Source organism: Vibrio sp. 10N.286.52.F8 (assembly GCF_041468745.1).
In the GTDB taxonomy this organism is placed as follows: Bacteria; Pseudomonadota; Gammaproteobacteria; order Enterobacterales; family Vibrionaceae; genus Vibrio; species Vibrio crassostreae_C.
The window spans coordinates 186,952-205,657 of record NZ_JBFRJF010000012.1 but is presented as its reverse complement, the minus strand read 5'-3'; the positions used below and the strand labels follow the sequence as shown (position 1 = coordinate 205,657).

The 18,706-nt window shown below is 44.2% G+C and carries 14 protein-coding genes and 3 pseudogenes; 11 read left to right on the top strand and 6 right to left on the bottom strand.

Features of this window, described 5'->3' with window-relative positions:
- Window positions 1-69: 69 nt before the first annotated feature.
- Window positions 70-971 (top strand): annotated as a pseudogene (locus tag AB4133_RS08440) (LysR family transcriptional regulator).
- A 68-nt stretch (window positions 972-1,039) separates the two neighbouring features.
- Here the strand turns inward: AB4133_RS08440 and AB4133_RS08435 are convergent.
- The 4 genes from AB4133_RS08435 to AB4133_RS08420 all read right to left on the bottom strand — a co-directional run bounded on the left by AB4133_RS08435 (window position 1,040) and on the right by AB4133_RS08420 (window position 6,409).
- Window positions 1,040-3,436 (bottom strand): glycoside hydrolase, encoded by a 2,397-nt coding sequence (locus tag AB4133_RS08435; RefSeq protein ID WP_372224209.1) that lies wholly within the window; start codon window positions 3,434-3,436, stop codon window positions 1,040-1,042.
- A gap of 120 nt (window positions 3,437-3,556) precedes the next feature.
- Window positions 3,557-4,375, bottom strand: a complete 819-nt coding sequence (locus AB4133_RS08430) for a DUF2861 family protein (protein WP_237298085.1) — start codon at window positions 4,373-4,375, stop codon at window positions 3,557-3,559.
- Window positions 4,375-5,022 (bottom strand): response regulator transcription factor, encoded by a 648-nt coding sequence (locus tag AB4133_RS08425; RefSeq protein WP_372224208.1) that lies wholly within the window; start codon window positions 5,020-5,022, stop codon window positions 4,375-4,377. Before AB4133_RS08425 ends, AB4133_RS08430 begins: the two co-directional genes overlap by 1 nt.
- Window positions 5,000-6,409 (bottom strand): DUF3404 domain-containing protein, encoded by a 1,410-nt coding sequence (locus AB4133_RS08420; RefSeq protein ID WP_372224207.1) that lies wholly within the window; start codon window positions 6,407-6,409, stop codon window positions 5,000-5,002. The genes AB4133_RS08425 and AB4133_RS08420 overlap by 23 nt, the downstream gene beginning before the upstream one ends.
- Window positions 6,410-6,652: 243 nt before the next feature.
- On the opposite strand from AB4133_RS08420, the gene AB4133_RS08415 reads away from it, so the two are divergent.
- A complete protein-coding gene (locus AB4133_RS08415; RefSeq protein ID WP_372224206.1) occupies window positions 6,653-7,186 on the top strand; it encodes a YbhB/YbcL family Raf kinase inhibitor-like protein in 534 nt (177 codons plus the stop codon).
- A 56-nt stretch (window positions 7,187-7,242) separates the two neighbouring features.
- Window positions 7,243-8,040 carry a helix-turn-helix transcriptional regulator gene (locus tag AB4133_RS08410; RefSeq protein ID WP_372224205.1) on the top strand — a complete coding sequence of 266 codons (798 nt, stop codon included), beginning with the start codon at window positions 7,243-7,245 and terminating at the stop codon, window positions 8,038-8,040.
- Between the two features lie 14 nt (window positions 8,041-8,054).
- On the opposite strand, the gene AB4133_RS08405 is transcribed toward AB4133_RS08410, so the two are convergent.
- Entirely contained in the window at window positions 8,055-9,248 is a 1,194-nt protein-coding gene (locus AB4133_RS08405; RefSeq protein WP_372224204.1) for a CynX/NimT family MFS transporter, read from the bottom strand.
- Window positions 9,249-9,380: 132 nt separating this feature from the next.
- On the opposite strand from AB4133_RS08405, the pseudogene AB4133_RS08400 reads away from it, so the two are divergent.
- The 7 genes and pseudogenes from AB4133_RS08400 to AB4133_RS08370 form a co-directional block, all read left to right on the top strand.
- Window positions 9,381-10,010 (top strand): annotated as a pseudogene (locus AB4133_RS08400) (D-serine ammonia-lyase); the annotation flags it as partial.
- Window positions 10,011-10,219: 209 nt separating this feature from the next.
- The gene (locus AB4133_RS08395; protein ID WP_372224203.1) at window positions 10,220-11,020 is read left to right on the top strand and encodes a hypothetical protein; all 801 of its coding nucleotides are present in this window, start codon (window positions 10,220-10,222) and stop codon (window positions 11,018-11,020) included.
- Between the two features lie 226 nt (window positions 11,021-11,246).
- Window positions 11,247-11,708 carry a hypothetical protein gene (locus AB4133_RS08390; RefSeq protein ID WP_029236457.1) on the top strand — a complete coding sequence of 154 codons (462 nt, stop codon included), beginning with the start codon at window positions 11,247-11,249 and terminating at the stop codon, window positions 11,706-11,708.
- Between the two features lie 357 nt (window positions 11,709-12,065).
- A complete protein-coding gene (locus AB4133_RS08385; RefSeq protein ID WP_017072180.1) occupies window positions 12,066-12,929 on the top strand; it encodes a delta-class carbonic anhydrase in 864 nt (287 codons plus the stop codon).
- Between the two features lie 234 nt (window positions 12,930-13,163).
- Entirely contained in the window at window positions 13,164-13,790 is a 627-nt protein-coding gene (locus AB4133_RS08380) for a LysE family translocator (protein WP_017066602.1), read from the top strand.
- A 226-nt stretch (window positions 13,791-14,016) separates the two neighbouring features.
- Window positions 14,017-14,871 (top strand): annotated as a pseudogene (locus tag AB4133_RS08375) (DUF1254 domain-containing protein); the annotation flags it as partial.
- 414 nt (window positions 14,872-15,285) lie between these two features.
- A complete protein-coding gene (locus AB4133_RS08370; RefSeq protein WP_081324488.1) occupies window positions 15,286-15,855 on the top strand; it encodes a type II secretion system protein in 570 nt (189 codons plus the stop codon).
- Between the two features lie 97 nt (window positions 15,856-15,952).
- On the opposite strand, the gene AB4133_RS08365 is transcribed toward AB4133_RS08370, so the two are convergent.
- Entirely contained in the window at window positions 15,953-17,335 is a 1,383-nt protein-coding gene (locus AB4133_RS08365; RefSeq protein ID WP_372224202.1) for an MATE family efflux transporter, read from the bottom strand.
- 459 nt (window positions 17,336-17,794) lie between these two features.
- Between AB4133_RS08365 and AB4133_RS08360 the strand changes: the two genes are divergently transcribed.
- A complete protein-coding gene (locus tag AB4133_RS08360) occupies window positions 17,795-18,628 on the top strand; it encodes an alpha/beta fold hydrolase (protein ID WP_017071757.1) in 834 nt (277 codons plus the stop codon).
- Window positions 18,629-18,706: the final 78 nt, after the last annotated feature.

Below are 18,706 nucleotides of genomic sequence, written 5' to 3'. Positions count from 1 at the left end.
TTGATAAGATAGGAAAAAAGGGAAACACTGTTGCAATAATCTTACTAATTGGGCTTTGGGAGAAGTACGATGGACTTAAATGCTGTGACTGTTTTTACACAAGTTGTTGATTGTGGGAGTTTCACGCACGCAGCTGAAGCATTGAACATGACCAAGTCGACCGTCAGCCGAAAGCTAGACGAGCTGGAGCAGCACTAGGTGTGAGGTTGATCACTCGTTCGACACGAAGTTTAGTTTTAACGCCAGAGGGTGAGCGCTTTTATCAGTCGAGTATGCAGATGCAAGAGATCATGAACCAAGTTGAGTTAGAGGTTTCTGCCAATCAGGATTTGATCCGAGGGCAGTTGAATGTTGTGTTGCCTGTCGAATTGGGACATCAAGTATTAGCCACATACATCCACAGTTTCCTAAAAGAGCACCCAAACGTGACTTTGAACTTAGAACTATCGAATCGAGAAGTCGACATCATTGCGGAGGGGATCGATCTTTACGCGCAAATTGGTGAGTTGGTGGATTCGAGCTTAGTTTCTCGCTACCTCACAACATCGAAGCGTGTATTGGTAGCCAGCCCTGAGTATTTAGAACAGTTTGGTGAAATTTCTTCACCCGATGATCTTAAACCGCCATTCAGAATGATTGAGGTGGTGAACAAGGCCGCGCGTCTACCTAAGTGGCATTTACAATTAGAAGGCGGAGAGTCGATTTTGATCGATCTACCGTGTCAGTTACGGGTGAATACCATCACGGCATGCCTAACAGCGTGTGTAGATGGGCTCGGCTTGGCGGTGCTTCCTGAATTCATTTGTCGTGAGCACTTCAAGACAGGCAAGTTGATTCGTTTGCTACCTGAATATGAGATGCCGGAAGTTTCAGTAAGCCTAGTGTATGCAGACAGGCAGTTGATGCCGAAACGTAAGAAGGTCTTTATCGACTATCTACTGACTGCCTTTCAAAATAGGAAGCAAAAGTAACGGGGAAAACCTTAGCGGTTAAGTGCTTAGGCTTCCTATTATTCGTTATTGTCTAAACCGTATCGAAGCTAACTATGATCGGGCTGCCAGTCGACGACTTGCCCATTCGCCAATATAGCTTTGACCGATAGGGCAGCAATATCGACACCGTTGTAACGAAATGCCTTGTTAGAAAAGTTAGCAATGATCTTACTCCCGTCACTGAACTCAGTTTGTTGAACATCGCCGCTCTTATCTAACCATTCGGAATCGACTAACTGTTTATCCCATAACTGTTCGTGCATTGGTTCAAAGCCATCTTGATAGTGTTTGAGTGCTTTGATTCTCTGGCTTGAACTTGATAAAGCTTCATCTCTGGTCAAGTGAACCATCGGTGGTGTGTTGTACAGCATGGCGGTTAAGTCACGTTCTGCTTGTACATTAGTGAACTTAAGGCTGTCTGAATGCCAATGGTGCGTATTGATTGCTTCATCATGGAAAACGGCTTGGTAAAGTGGAATTCGATATTGTGGCGAAAATAGTAGCGACTTGTAGGGCTCTTTAACCTCGGCCGGCTTAAAGAAGAAGTCGGGCTTGTGGTCTGGGTACCAACGACCTAAGTAATAGGGAGATTGGCGGTTCTCTTTCATGTCTTTGTCTGTCCAACCAAAACCAACCGTTTCTAAGCCGTGTGCAAACGCGATGCCTTTTGTTGTTAGGCTGTTGCCGTCTTCAGAGCCTAATACTAACGAAGGTTGCTCGCTAAGCCACTTCATTCGGTTGTTGAACGCAGAAAGCATGTCTGATTCGTCGTTTGTATTGCCATTACTGTCTATAGAGACGCGGTAATCTTCACGTGCCATGGCGGTTGCATCAACATCTAAGAACAAGCTGTTGAAGTTGCCGAATCTCATAATGTCTTGAGCACGCTGTTTTACGTATTCTAAATGGCAGTTCGGGTTTAAGTAAAAGCCGTTTCCACGAAATCCTTTTTTCAAACTCCCATCCGCTAGTTCAATCGCACAACTCTGACGCATCGGCTCTGGTAATTGAGCGGTTAGCCAGTTGTCATTGAGTTTCGCAGGAATGGCTGTGTTGTAGGAATCGTAGGTGCCGACCAGATATCCGGACTGTTTTGCCAGAGCCACGGCGTTAGGTTGATAGAATGCTGGCATCCAATTATCGAATCCAAGCCACAGTTTGTTTAAGCCTGCCTTATTTAGATTAGCGACCATGTCTGAAGACAGCGCTTGTCCCCAAGTCTCTGACGAGTTTAGGTAAGGGGAAGCGTACTCTAGCAACCAGTTCTTCTTATCCTGTGCTGCTTTATATTGCGCTTTAATCGTGTTGTCTTCGAGTGTCGGATTACCAACAGGATATAACACCTGCAATGACTGGATAATAGAGTCCAACAATAGTTGTTTGTGATACTGACTGAACCAACCTTTACCCTTAGATAGTGACGACAGTTCTCTTTTCGCTTCCGCAGAAACGCTTAGTTTAGAGCCCTCTAGATACCATGTTTGCAATCCCCACCAGTCACTCACATCTTGGATGCTTAATGGGTCTTTGCCAAATAGGTAAACGTGGCTCGCGCCGATCAACTTAGTCACATCTGGATTGCGCTTTTGCTTTGCTACAAGCGTATCAGACTGGTCATTATTGATGCGCCAATCTCGGTATTGTTTGGCACCATCTAACCACGAGTCTCCGAGGGTGATACGAACAAGAAAAGGTTGTGACTGATTGAGCATCGTAAATTGGTGTGCTGCCTTCATATCAATTTTGGTTTTTGTATTTGAGGAAGCATTAGAGGATGCATCTGAAAAGAGCAGTTGATTGTTGGTTGCATTAACCATTTGATAGCTAATGAAATGATTGTTTTGCTGTACTGTCCAAAAAGGCATCTTCAAGTCTTGAGTAGTGTTACTTCCAGAATGGTTACCGACGAGATAACTTGCCCAAAGCTTGTTGTCAGTAGGCACGCGCATACCTTCACTAAACGGAAGAAATAGTGTCTGAGTTTGTTGTTCGGCAAGATCAAACCACGCCAATTCGATGGGTTTGTTTCGTTTCACCTGTATATTTGAAGGTAAGCTGAACTGAAAAGTGAGCTGGTCTTGATTAAGCTCTGCCTTAACGTTTATTCCACTGGGTACTAAGGTCCAAGTGGAGATTTTTACTGAGTCAGCTTTATCGGAAAAGCCAATGACCAGATTGGTCGCTTTCTGTGGTTTGCTATCAACGGTGAGAGCTGCGCTGTTAACGCTCAAGCCGTTCCAATCTATCTCTAGAGTATTCGATGATATAGAGACGGTATTGTTGGTAGCACTGTTAGCGTTGTCGCGAATACTGCTGCCGCTAACGCTGCTGTTACTGGTGAGCGTTATTTGGCTCGCTTGTGCATTGGATGAAAAAAGACAAGCTGTTGTTAAAGCTACAATGGCACAAGTAGAAAGATTGAGTGGGTGACGTACACTGAGCATGTCAAGATTCCGTAAAGGGTAAGTACGGTTATTACACCCAAGTAGCGCTAGTGCTTTGTCACCTATATGTCTCTATTTTCTGAATTACCTAGTTTCTAATCTTCTTATGAAAGCATTCCATTAGAAAGGGACCGCGACACGCTGCACATATTGGACTTCAATCGCACCTTGGTATTCAAACATTTCAACCGAAGCACTCAAGTGTTTGGCATTAGTCCCTAGTGGGCTTTCTGTGGGAACGGGTGCTTGCGCTGTCTTGATTGGCACCTTGTAGCCTAACAGGTTGTAGTTCTCATCGAACCATTGCCAACTCACATTGGCGTTAGGGCAGTTGTCGATCACCTTCGGTGGCGTGATCACGATATGTGGTTCGCTGAGTTTACTTTCGAGTGTTAACCATCGCTTGCTGTTGTCTAAAGCGACAACAATAGGATAGTGGTTCGAACCTATCCTTAGTTGATAAACACCAGATTCGGGTTTGATAAACATTTCACTAGTCTCAATCTCTTGATACTCATTGTTAGAAGCGAGTTGTCCATCGAGAAGGATTTTACCTCTTGGGGAAACCAGAGAGATAGGTTGTGTTTGGATTTTCGTGTCTTCACTGAGTTGCTCTGCAGCGACTTTGATTTGATAACCTTGCGATGACAGGCCGTAGCGTCGAATGAAGCTAACTTGAATGTGATGTTTCGTCTCAGTGTCTTGTCTTAGTGAAGTTCCGCATTGAGTTTGGCTCAATATCTCTTGTTTCACAGGCAGCCAAAGCTCACTATCGAGTGTTTGTTGATCGAGTGCGATTTGAAGCTCTTGCCACGCGACTTGAGGTTGTTCATCAAGCAGAGATTGATACGTATGTTGCAATGGTGTGTTGGTAAACCAAGCGGCGTGACACGCAAACGGCAAAGCGCAGATCAATGCGATTAACGAAGTGACTCTCATTATGACTCCCCAGCCAAGCGGTAACCAACGCCACGATGTGTTTCTATATTCAATGTTGGCAGCTTCTGGCGTAAGCGCAGTATGTGATTATCAATAGTTCGGGTACTAGGAAAGGCCTGATACCCCCAAATTTTATTGAGTAACTCATCTCGGTGAAACACTCGGCTTTGGTTCTGAACAAACAGTACCAATAGCTGAAACTCTTTAGGTTTTAATGTGACTGGGCTTTCGTCCAGATAAGCGATTCGTTCCGACAAGTTGATTTGGATATTTGCGTAATTTAAGAGGCTCACACCTAACGGACGTAGCTGGGTAATGACTCGAGCAAGTAATTCGTCGTTAGAAAATGGCTTAGTCACGTAATCTTTGGCACCTGCCATTAAGCCTTCTACGCGTTGCTGGACTTCCACTTTAGCTGTTAACACAATCACAGGAAGCGCTTTGAGGAGTAGCCAATTCGGCAGGTGTCGCAAGCTGTCACCGTCTTCGAGTTGTCGATCCAGTATCACTAGATCGGCGCGGAACCATTGCTTACTGGCACTCTCTGAATCCTTCGCCCAAAGGCATGGGTAACCATTGGACTCAAAGAAGCTGACGAGGCCTTGTCCAAGTAGATGGTCGTCTTCAATCAGCAGTAGGGTGTTCATAAGCTATTTCCAAAATACATCGGGTTGGGTTACGAAGAATAATGAGACGGCCATTCGCTTGCTTCATCAAGTGCTCGACAATAGTCAGGCCAATGCCCATGTTATCCAGTTCGTGCGTTTCACTTGGCGTGACACCAGACATGAGCCGTTGTATCGGTGAAGGGAAGTGCCCCTCGTCTTGTACCTCAATCGTCAGCTTGTCACCGAGTTCGACCTTTACCAAAACCTCACCTTTACCATGTTGTTTGGCATTCTTGATTAGATTATCCAAGCAGATGGTTAGCCAGTAATAGGGAAGGTTCAGTTCAACTTCACGCGCTTCGCATTGATAAGAAATATTGTGCTTTTCACAGACATGATCGAGCCACTCTTCTAATGAAGCGTTTTGCTTCAACAAAGGCTCTGACTGATCCGAACTTAGGTACACTTTGCTGTTTTTGGTGAGCTGAGAAAGCCTTTGATAGTCAGATATTAAACGCCAAACCGCACTTTGAGTTTCATCAGAAAAGTCATCGTAGCGATTTCTAAACATTTCGACGGTTAAGCCTAGGCTAGTAATAGGCGTGCGCAGTTCATGAGTAAGAAGCTGTAAAACGAACTGCCTCTCTTTTCGTTGTTTTGTTCTTAGGTATAAGACTCTAGCGAGCCCGGAAAGCAACGTTAGCAGCAATGTAAAGATCAACGTTTTCATGATCAGATTGTCATTGCTAGGCTCGTTTAAGCACACGTTACTGTAACGAAAAGTACAGGTTTCACCTGCCAAAGATACCTCTTGTTGCTCTGCGATAGGTTGCCAAACATCTAAGGGAATAGCTTTCCAGCCTTGTTCGCCACTTAACCAAAGCACATCATCTTGTTGCCAAGCGCGGTATCCATTGAGCAGTGCTTCTCTGCCTTGTGCACTTAGGCTTTCTAGTTTGTTATATAAAGGGTGCTGAGGGTTGGTAAGACTCAAAAATGGGCGTATCTGCTCGGTCACATCTGGGTAAGCGGCTAAATAACGACCAGCAAAGCTGCCACCGGCAGGGTGACGTTTGGAGTGTGCTGCAAACCAAATCGAATCCAATGTTTGTTGCTGACACAGAGCGAGCTCGAACTCGATGGCTTCATGTAATGAAGGGTTACTGCTTTCAATCGCTTGGCAGTGATCTTGTATTGACGCTAACGCTGCGATGTCGTCCCAACTGAATTGGTTGAAATCAGGATAGCGGCTATTTTCATGGAGCAGAACTTTCGGATACTGAGCCAACTCTTGTTGAGATACTAAGAGTGGGGATGATTGCCAGCTCAGTTGATACAGAGTTTGCCACTTATCTTGCAAACTTTGGGCATTGACTAGGGTTGGGAGCCAAAAGATCAAGCAAAGAGCTAATGTAAACCTGCGCATCCAATCATTCTCGTTAAAAGTCGTGGGGCGAGTCTAAAGAGTTTTGGGCGCGATTTGTAACCTGAATGTCAACAAGTGTTCTTTTAACAACAAATTGTCGAGTGGGTCATGCTTTTAAATAATAAAGTACAAATACAGTAAGTATCATTTATTTGAAATAAAATAGATAATTGTGTACTTACTGTCATTATTGGGCGAAATGAGGGGACTATACTGGGCTCATACCTAATAAGAGGAACCATCATGAAACTCATCATCAAATCAGTATTGGCAATCAGTATTTTGGCTACAGGCTCTGCTCATGCGTTCGAATTAACCAGCAACGATATTCAAGAAGGTCACCCAATGGCAAAGACTTTTGAATACTCTAGTTGGGGTTGTGACGGCGATAATCAATCACCACAATTGATGTGGAAAGATGCACCAGCAGGTACCAAAAGCTTTGCTATCACAGCTTATGATCCAGATGCACCGACTGAAAGTGGCTTCTGGCATTGGGTTGCGTTTGATATCCCTGCAACTGTGAACGAGCTACCTCGCGGTGTCGACATCTCTAAAGTCGGTGGCAAAGAAGGTCGCATTGATTACGGTACAGTTGGCTACGGTGGCGTTTGTCCTCCAGAAAAAGATGGTATGCACCGTTACCAGTTCACGGTTTGGGCATTACCAACGGACAAACTTAACCTCGACGAAAATACGCCGTCGGCTGTGGTTGGATTCACGTTGAACAGCATGGCTTTAGGCAAAGCTAAACTGACCGCAACTTATACACGTTAATAGCTTATGTACGTTAAAGCTTATACACGTACATAATAAGTAAACAAGGGGATGAGATGAATCATCAATATCAAGTGACGATCTTTCGTGCAGAGCAGTTACAAAAACTGCGTAATGTGAGGATTCTATCCCCTAGTATCATTCAGATTATTACAGGCAGTAAGCGCCTGTTTTGGAAAGATTCAGCGGCAGAGCTCTCACATTCTGAGCTGTTGTTGTGTGAGGCATCAGCTTCACTAAGTTTTGAGAACATGCCCCACAAAGGGCGCTTCTTGTCGCGAGTGTTCAGCTTTCAATTCCAACCTTCTCAGGCGATGCTTGATTTAAGTGAGGAACGGTCGAATTATCTGGGACTGCCTACAGTAAAAGCGGATCGAAACTTACAAGACTCACTCAATGCTCTGTTCTCTTTTGATACACAGAGCATGAGCAAAGAGACTCAACAGTTTTGGTTGCAGGGCTTGTACCAGCAATTAGCTGAAAAAGGGGTGTTGCATCTATTGTTTGTCAGTGCCAACGTCTCGTTTAGCCAAAAGCTCAGCCATTACCTTTCACATTCACCAGATGAGAAACATCCATTAGAGTCGGTGGCGGAGCGTTTTGCGATGAGCCGAGCCACATTGATTCGGAAGCTCAAACTGGAAGGCATGCAATATCGAGAGGTACTGGCTGAAGTTCGCTTGAGTCACGCGCTTTATCTGATGCAAAACGGACAGCAGAATGTGGCGATGTTGGCTCAGTCTTGCGGTTACCAATCGGAAGGGCGTTTTAGTCAGCGCTTTAAAGGCAAATTTGGTTTGTCGCCAAGTGAATACATCAAAACCGTCGTCAGCCATAGAGTCGCGACGCCATAGTCATTATGTTTGGCTTAAACGCTCACTTTCTTATCTCGTGCTGCCAATGCCGCGAAAATCGTGCACGCAAAGGCAACAGATGCGATCAACAGAATCGGCACACTCCAAGAATCTGTCTGAGCATGAAGCTTACCCACCAGCGTTGGACCAGTGGCTGCCAACGCATAACCGATTCCCTGAGCCATACCCGACAATGATGCGGCTTGGCTGCTATTCGATGTACGCAAGCCAACAAAAGAGAGCGCGATAATAAATGTCGAGCAGTTGGCTAATCCGAACAGTCCCACCCAAAAGATCGCAAACTCAGGCAAATACAGAAGACCAATCAATCCAACAAATACACTCGATGCACATAGAGTGATGAGCCATTGTTGATTGTCACTTTTGGCTAAGAACGGCAGTAACAGCAGCCCCGGAACCATAGTCGAAAATTGCAGAAATCCATAAATGTAGCCCGCGTCGATTTCGCTGTAGCCAAGATCGTTCAATATCTGTGGCAACCAGCCAGCCAAAGAGTAGAAGGTAAATGAGTTAAGCCCAAGCGCTAACGTTACTTGCCACGCTACGCCGCTTTTAATCATCTGTTTCATCGGCAGAGGTTTGTCTTGTTGCTTGTTATTGTTGGCTGAAGGTGAGCGTTTTCTGATTTTAGGCAACCAGATCATCAAAGCTAATATTGGGAATATTAGGTTCATTAACAGTGCTAATTGCCAACCCGTGATCGTAAATAAGGTTAGATTTGAAAACGGCACCATCAAACTTGAGCCTAACGTCGACCCGATGCCCATCGTAAAGATGTACAGAGAAGTCACAGTAGCGATGCGTGTCGGGAAGTTAACTTTCACTACTACAGGCAACAACACATTACCAATCGCGATACCAAGCCCGATCATCACCGTGCCGATATACAAGGTTGGGGTTAACCCAGCAGAGCGCAGTGTAATACCCGTAGTGATCAGAACTAAGCCTAATAACAGGCTAGGCTCTAGACCAATTCGTTGGGATATCTTGGTGACTAATGGTGAAAATAAGGCAAAAGTTAACAGTGGCAAAGCTGTTAAGAAGCCAGCAGCCGACGACGTAAGGTTGAGGCCTTCCATAACCTGAGAAAGCACAGGAGCCAAGCTCGTAAAAGGCCCACGAAGGTTAAGTGCTAGGAATAGAATCCCTAACATGACGAAAATGCTATTACGAAGAGAGGCGCTCATAGGTTGTTCTACTGTTTGCTTATGAGAAGACAGGCTAGCCTACAGATCATTGAATGATTACACAAATACCGTTTAAATAGGTTTACTAATGATTGAACCTGCGCAGTACGCGCTTAGCCAGAAAAGTCACCCATGACTGTATTAAATATCGACAAGCTCATCTCGGACTTCCCACTGCTTCAACAATTGATTGCATTGGAAGAAGTGGTTTGGTTTAACCCAAATGTGACGACTCTGGAGCGCGGTTTGCTTTATGTGGGTTTAGGCGAACAAGATATTCACGATGCGAGCATGAGGCTGCAAAGGTTTGCTCCTTATCTAGCCAAGGCGTTTCCTGAAACTCAAGCGACCAATGGCATCATCGAGTCTGAGCTTGTTGACATTCCATCTATGAAATCAGCATTGGGAGCACATTATCAGCAGCCAATAAAAGGGCGTTTGATGATGAAGAAAGACAGCCATTTGCCGATTTCAGGTTCAATCAAAGCGCGTGGTGGTATTTATGAAGTACTAACACATGCCGAGAAGCTTGCGATTGAAGCGGGGTTACTGTGTGAGAGCGATGACTACAGCAAGCTGCTCGAACCTGAGTTTCGTAACTTCTTCCAACAATACAGCATTGCGGTAGGATCCACGGGTAATCTAGGCATGTCGATCGGTATCATGAGTGCCAAATTGGGTTTTACGGTCTCTGTTCATATGTCGGCAGAAGCGAGATCTTGGAAGAAAAGCAAACTTCGTGAGCATGGCGTCAACGTTGTTGCAAATATGAGCTGCTAAAAAGATAAGTCATGATAGAAGAGTGTTGTTTATAGCTTGTACACACTCTTTCTCACCTCTAAATCCCACCTTAATTCAAACAATAACTTGCACAGATCGTTATCCAAAACACACATTTTATAAATTAAGCTTCTTAGATGTTCTAACTATCAGTTAGGTTGAGTGGCATTCAACTTGATAGGGATTGAGCAATGCAGACGGACAAAGTGATACAGACAAGACACATAAACACACCAGAAAAATTACTCCAGCGTTTAGATGCTATTGGGGAGTCTTTGGAAGCATCGGGTAAGGCTCATGCTTTGCTGGGATTGGGCTCAGTAGGTATTGAAACAGAACGACTTGATCAGTACTCAGATGTCGATTTTTTCGCAATAGTGCAAACAGGGCACAAGCAGTATTTCTTAGACAGTTTGCATTGGCTATCTGATATTCACTCAATCGACTACGCAGTGAGAAATACCGTCGATGGCTATAAAGTTCTGTACGCTGACGGAATCTTTTGTGAGTTTGCAGTGTTTGAACCCCACGAGTTAGCGCACATTCCGTTTGCTGAAGGGCGTATTGTTTGGCAGCAACATGAATTTGATACACAGTGTTGTGTTTCACCAATAAAAGAGGAGACAGACACTAATTCCCAAGATTGGATCATTGGTGAGGCTCTAACCAATCTTTATGTGGGTATGTCTCGTTATAACCGAGGCGAAAAGCTGTCGGGCAGTCGGTTCGTTCAATCTTACGCACTCGATCGTTTGATCGATCTTGTGGATCAAACTGAACAGTCTGAGCCTGAATTCGTTGATGAATTTATGTCGGATAGAAGGCTAGAAGCACGCTTCCCTAAGTTTGCCCAATTGCTACCAACCTTTACCCAAGGCTACGAGCGCACCGCTGAATCGGCACTTGCCCAACTAGCATTCCTCAACACCCACTTCGCAGTCAACCAAGCCATGTGTGACCGAATCTCTGAACTGTGTTCCAGTAAAGATTAAGCTTATAGCGTGTGAATCCTCAAGCCTAACTGACACCACCTTTCAGATGATAAGCGGCGGGCAACCTAATTGAGCTCTCGAATTATTATTCTTAAGCACTAAACCCGTACGCTTTTGTTTACTCTTCAAGACCGTGACTGTTCGTGTTTACTCCGCTTATCACTGGATGTCGTCAACCAAATAAATTACAATCGAACGATGTTTTATTAATTCGTGCTTTATCACTATGATGAGAAACTTACTCATATTCATCGTTAGCCTATTTTTCTTAACAGCTTGTTCTTCAACAAGTAATCATCAGCTAGACGACAATACATTGAGCAACGAAGACGCAATGTCGAAAAGCTTGGAAGAAGAGAGCAATATCGATGTTGCAATTGATACAAGTGCTGAGACCAACGTTGATTCTTCCCATGATTCAATCGTTAATCATCAACCACTCACTAACCTTGATTCAAATAAAGACACGATAGCTCACGCCAATGCAGAGCCAGAATCAGTGGAGCCTTCTCAAATAGAAGCGACAGAAACAACTGAAAGCGATGCTAAGAGTGGCGGTGAAAAAGGCATCGGAAGCTATTTTATTCGTCATAATAAACCGACTAAGACGGTGATTAAATCACTAGAGGGCGTGACAGATGCATTGAACGTCATGACGTTTGGGATATTTGCCACCGGTAACGGTTAAATCGTTAACTTAGAACCACAACCTAATAGATAGAATGAAACGTGAAGGCGAGCCAGATGGTTCGCCTTTTTTGATCTTCTAAATCTGGCCACCGTTCTTCCTAAGAATCGTGCTCACTTATCTGAGCGCTGAGTCAGGCGACGGTTAACGTAAATAGGAAATTATTCGTTCTGGAAGGGACTCGCCGAATTTACCCTGTTTGACTTGTTATATGCATCAAGGGTTCTAATACTCATCCCAAAGTAAGCAATGAAATCTAATCTTACAAAGACAAGCCTTATATTCACTTATGAGCATATTAAGATGTTTGCTGTTAAGTCGGTTTGGGTTTAGTTATCAATATTCTAGGGAAGAAAAATGAAGAATAAGAGTGTGTTTTTAAGTGCCGCATTGGTGATGTTGTCAGCTCATGCAAATGCATCAGACGCGAACCATGAGTCTGTATCAGATGGTGTTATCGCAGAACAAAGAGCAAAGCTTTCTGAAAATACCCAAGGACAAGGTTTTGGACCGCAAGCTCCACGAGATTTGGGTTCATTAGAAGGTAAAAATACTAGGCTGTTCTCGGATGCCCCTGATTCAACAGCGATGAACTTATGTAATATTCACTTCCATAAAAATGCTGAGCATAAAGGTGGAGAGTTTACTCAATACGCTGGTAACGGTGATGGTAAGGGATTCCAGAGTGGCTTTAAATACACAGGCAAGCTGAGTTCTGCTGAGCTGAAACCATTTGAGGGCAAGGTTTGTCCGAGCGAGCATGGTTCTTTGCATTCGGGTGACACCATTGAAGTTCACTATGTTTATTCAACGGCGCAAGTTGAACCGGGTGAAACACTGGGTGCTTGTTTTAACGATGCGATTACCAACCCGCAACTGCGTGTAGAAACCCAAGTTTACGTATTAGTGAATGACGACAAAGCACCCGACTTTGAAGCGCTCGCTAAACATTCAAAAGTGAACGGCTTACACCAAGCACCAAACATCCCACAAGATACGGGCTCAGCGATCCAATACGCAGGCTCTACAACAGGTCCTGGTTATAATGAGCAAGGTTCACCTTTCCAAGTAACATGGAGCGTTAGACCACAAGTCGCGAAAGTAAATATCGCGACAGTAGGTAGCTGGTGTGAAGGCAATGACTTTAACGAAGATCACGCCCACGGTGTGAGAAACTTGGTGGTTAACCCCGAGTTGTTATCACCCATTCGTAACGACTAAACGATTCTGGCGAACAAAATGATTAAGGCGAGCCAATAGGTTCGCCTTTTTTATGCCCTAACGAAAAGTACTTAGGTTTAGGTTTAATTAAGTCTGGTGGGTAAATTACGTGCGACACTTATTCAATACATGAGTTGTGTAAATCGTATTTAGTAAAAAACGTTCTTTACCAGAATCGAAGCTCCATGATACGTTCATGATCAATTATGTTGGGTTATAGAAAAGGACAGTCCAATGTCATTAGAAAGTGCGATTACATTCTTTATTGCCATGTTTGTATTTGGTATTACTCCGGGGCCTGGCGTCTTTGCCATTTTAGCTCGTGCTATGGTTCAAGGATGGCGAAAGTGCGTCACGCTTTCGTTAGGTATGATATGCAGTGATCTTATTTACCTTGCGCTTGCCTGTTTCGGTCTAGCAACGATTGCCGAGAATTGGTCGATTGCGTTTGAGGTGATTCGCTATGTTGGTGCAGCTTATTTGATTTACTTGGGCTACAAGATGTTTAAGAGCCTGCCTGAAGTGCAAGGCTCTGCGGAACTTGCGGCCAAACAGAGTCAGAAATCTGAACTCGCGAGTTTCGCGCAAGGCTTTTTGATTTCAGCATCGAACCCTAAAGTGATTCTGTTTTATATTTCGTTCTTGCCGACTTTTATTGATCTGACTGTTCTGCGCTCACAAGATATCGTATTAGTTTCTGCTTTAGCATCTGTTGCTCTGATGTCAGGCTTAATGCTTATCGCTGTGGGCGCGGGCAGAATGGCAGGTTTGTTAAAAACGCCACGCGCACATAAAAGGTTAAACCAAAGTGCTGGTGGAATAATGATTGCTGCTGGCTCATATTTGGCGATCAATCGATAAATACGAATCTTTAAACAAAAAGGCGAACCGATGGGTTCGCCTTTTTAGTTGGATATAAATGCCATCGTTTAAACAGAGACTTGTTTGTTAGTCACAATGGTGCAATTATTTAACGAGTGATATTACTCAGATGCATGTCTTATGATGACTATCGAACAACAGCTTTCTCGGCTGGATCTAAACTTATTAGTGTCGTTAAGTGTTTTAATCAAAGAGAGGAACGTAACGCGAGCTAACGCCAACAGATGAACAGGATGTGGTTCGAATGAACCGAGACACCTACTACTCAATGGCAGTAATTAATGTATCAAAGGGGGCGACCGTCACGTTACCTGAGATCCCTGAAGGCAAGTACATGTCGATGGAAGTGATTACTGAAGATCACCGCATTCAGCCAATGCAATACGGTTCTGGTACGTTTGATCTTTCTACTCATAGTGGAGACCACGTGTATGTCATCGTTCGTACTGATGCGACGTTCACCAAAGATGAAGTTCATAAAATCCAAGATCAGATGAGCATTGATGCAAAAGCAGACGGCAAATTTATGGCAATGCAAGTGGATGAGAAATCATTCGATGAGGTAGAGAAAAACCTTAAAATGGAAATGCCGAAACTACTGAAACGCGATGGTGCTCAGGCGACGTTTGGTATGTTTACCAGCCCTGAAGATGCTTCAAAAGAGATGTTTACCAAAGAGAAGTACGCAGTGGGCGCGGCTATCGGTTGGGGTGGCGCGCAGTTAGATGACAATATTTACGAAGTCTCTGGTAACTTCCCAGCAGACACTTGTCATCAGGCAACCTTTGATGATCCTAAGAACCAAGCGTTTTGGTCGGTAACGGTCTACAACAAGCAAGGTTTCATGTTTGGTGAAGTGGCGAACGTAAGCTCAAACACGGCTGAGAAAAATGCAGACGGCACTTACACCGTAAGCTTTGGTTGTGGTGATGATGCAGTAAACAACATCAAAACAGAAAACGATTCTGGTGTGTTTAACTTAGCTTTCCGTCATTACATTCCAAGCCAAAAAGTACGTGATGGATTCCGAGTGCTTCCTTACGTTAAAGCAGTGAACTAATGTTGCGATAGTCGTACAACGATTGATAGATACGCGCTATTACCCATGGTAGTGGCGCGTTTTTTATGGGTTCTATTTTGTTTCTTGCTTTCTTAGGTGGAGAAACAGAAAGACCAAGTCAAAAAATGGTCTAACTTTGGTTATACGCAGCGTGCCTCAGTTCAAATAAATCAATTAAACCTTCTTCCATCGATACTTTCAGTTGCACCACGCATTTGTTCGAATTTAAACCCGCTGACACCTTATGTGACAACGCTTCCAGTTATCTTTGCAGCCTCTAGATAGAACAAACACCACATACCAGTGTTATAAAAACCGATAGCCGTGGAGTTTTATGAATCCTAATTGCGATGTATAGTTACTAACAATTCATTAAGTTATCGAATCTTTAAGTTGTCAGCTGATGTGGGTGTTATGAAGAAAAACGGCTTTACGTTAATGGAATTAATCATCGTGATCGTGATACTTGGAGTATTAGCGGTAACGGCTGCTCCAAGATTTCTAGGTATTCAGGAATCAGCGAGAGAAGCGGTACTTGAAGGTGTTGCGGGTGCGATGGAAGGCGTGATCACGCAAGTGACTTCTAAAGCTATTATCGCAGGGCTTGATCCTGACGCAACAAACCCAGGTGACCAAAGTAACTATGTGATTGACTTTGGTATTGGTAGCGTTGAAGTTGATTGGGGTACGCTATGCCCTGAAAGTCAAGGAGAGTCCGGTGATAAACCATTAAAAATGCTCGATTTCCTTACCTTGTCAGATGATGACAGCTTAACGTCTGATTTCGGTAACCGACATACTGTAGTTGGTTACGATTACGATTTTACCCAAGCTGAACTAGATAGTACGAACATAACGGACGCGGATCTAGAGACGCGCCAAGGTTGCTTTGTTCTTTATGACTCTTTTGGCCGAACAAATGGCAGCCAATGTCCTGATGAAGGATGTGAGTGTACAGTCCGTATTGTTAACAACAATTGTTAAACCGCACTCTTTAACTGATTGATAGAAATTCAATAAAAAAGCGCGTTATTGCCGAGTAGCAATAACGCGCTTTTTTGTATTAGCTTGATGCTCTGTCTTAGTTTGCCAATGGAGCACTTGCTGGTGGCAAGTCACGCTTCCTAATCACGTATCGTAAGCGAATTAACATCAACGTCGCTGAAACGCTCAAGCCCGTTAGGATACCAATCCAAAAGCCTTCTTCACCCATTGCTGGAACAATGTGGTCTGTTAAGCCCAACACCATGCCCAGTGGTAGTGCTAAGCCCCAGTATGAAGCGATAGCTAAGATCATCGGGATCTTGGTATCTTTATAGCCACGCAGAGCACCATTTGCAGAGGTTTGCAGAGCATCACTGAATTGGTACATAGCGGTAAAGGTCAATAACACTGCCGCTGTTGCACTGATTACTGGGTCAGTGGTGTAAAGCCTAATGATTAATTCAGGGAACAGTAGGAACATCGCTACCGAAAGCAACGAGATTAATGCTGCCACCAAAATACCGACTTTACTGCGCTCAATCGCGCCAAGTTCATCTTTTTCACCCAAAGCGTGTCCAACACGAATCGTAATGCCAAACGAGATACTCATCGGGATCACATAAGTTAGGCTCGATATATTGAGAGCGATTTGCGCCGCTGCCACATTCTCGGCACCAATACGGCCGATCATCAATGCGATAACCGCAAAGATACTGCCACACACTGCAATGTTCATCCCGATAGGTAAACCTAACCTTAAAAGATGAAGCATCTCTTTTGCTTTTGGCTTAGCGTCTGCAAAGCTGATGATGGTTTTGTAATGATGATGGCCTTTAATGTAGGAATACAGCATTCCCGACATTAGCCAATACACTAAGCTCGTTGCCCAGCCACAGCCAACAGCACCCATTTCAGGGAAGCCGAACTTACCGTAGATAAGCACGTAGTTGACCGGAATATTTATCAACAGACCAACCACGGAAATGATCATTGGTACTTTGGTGTTGTTCATACCTTCACAGAAGCCGTTCAAGGTGTAGAACAGGGCAATACCCGGTACACCAAAGGCTAGGGCAAACGCATAGTCACTGCCAATTGGAATGATCTCAGCGGCTACGCCAATCCATTCTAAGATTGGTTTCGCACTCACCAAATAAGCGATAAGCAGTACGCTAGCAATTAATGCAAGCCATACCATCTGGAAGAATTCAACAGAGATACTTTGAAAGTCACGTGCGCCACGGTGGTAAGCGACAACAGGCGTTAGTGCCATAATCACACCACGCAGTAGCAGCAACACAGGAATCCAAAGGCTGGTGCCAAGTGCAATAGCGGCAAGATCAGCAGGGCTTACTTGGCCAGCCATTGTCGTATCGACAAATCCCATCGCTTGGGTAGCTATTTGAGTCAAAATGATTGGAATCGAAAGATGCATAAGCGCACCCGATTCACGAGTAAAAGGACGAAGTTTCGTTAGCATGGAAGTTCAAAACACCAATATAAATGCACCAGTGATGGCAGGATGGCCGGTGTGCATTTTAGGATGTGCCCCGTTGGGCGGCGACAATATAAACACCTTACCGTATAGGGTCAAGCTTTGGATCTATTGAGTTCAAGTTGCTCTGATATATACCGCCACGTCTTAGCTTCAAATCTAGTGCTGGATAACTCTCCTATTGCCACAATGCCAGCAGAAACACAAATAACCCAATTCCAAGCGTGACTTTTAAAAGTAAGCCAAGAGGGGCTCCACCTTTTGGCGCTTTATTGCAACATCCCATAATCGTTTCCTAGTTATATTGAGCTCGTGAGTTGACCTTAAACCTTCCCCTTACAGTAAGGTCAATAAGTTTATAAAACTTAACCAAATTAACCTTTCTTATCGTGTTGGATTCGTTAAGATAAATCCAAAGTCTGCGATTAGAAGTGTGAGGATAATGTGTTGATAGAAAAGTGGTTAGAGATCGATGGTGATCAGCTTTATTGCTTGTCGACTGATATCAAAGAGTCTCAGGAAACACTGGTGTTGATTCATGGGTTGGGTGAGTCGCATTTATGTTTTGCCGATGTGTTTGACTGGCTACCGAATTACAACTTAGTCATGTTCGACCTGTGTGGTTATGGCTATTCTCCTGCTTCGAATATATCCCACTCAACAGAAACTCAAGCAAATCGAATATTGAAAGCACTCGACTTATTGAGCATCCATGGTTGCTTTCTACTTGGGCACTCTTGGGGAGGCGATACATCGACGTTGATTTGTGAATACGACACGAGAGGCATCGTGCGTGGTTTCATTAATGCTGAAGGCGGACTGCACGAAGAAAGCATCATCCTATCCCAGATTATTGCAGATACATATTCTGAACTAAGCACTGACGAGTTTGCGAACTGGGTGAAAGGAGAAGGTTTCTCAAAACGTTTTCCCATGGCTTGGGGACACGGAGCAGGTGTTAAGTATCTTTCGTCAGTTAGAAGATGTGAGCCAGAGGTTCTTGGTCAAACCGCCAGTGAAATCTACGGACAACATGCGACTCAAGATATCCGTGGCGTGGTTGGCTGGGGACAAATTTTCGAAAACTTATCCATACCTAAAGTATATTTTTGGGGTGCTGACAGCCTAGAGGGTTGTGAGCGTGCGAAAGAGTTTATTAGTACGTTAGACAACGTTTCATTTGAGGGCGCAAACCACTGGGTGCAAAACGATCCGGCCAAGTTCTATGCGGAAGTAGATAAGTTTATTACTGGCGTTACAAATAGAACCAAAACTTAGATATTCAACAACGATAATAGAAAGTCTATATGTGGATTGTTGGTTAGCTGGCGCGATCTTTACCTCTCAGCTTGAAAT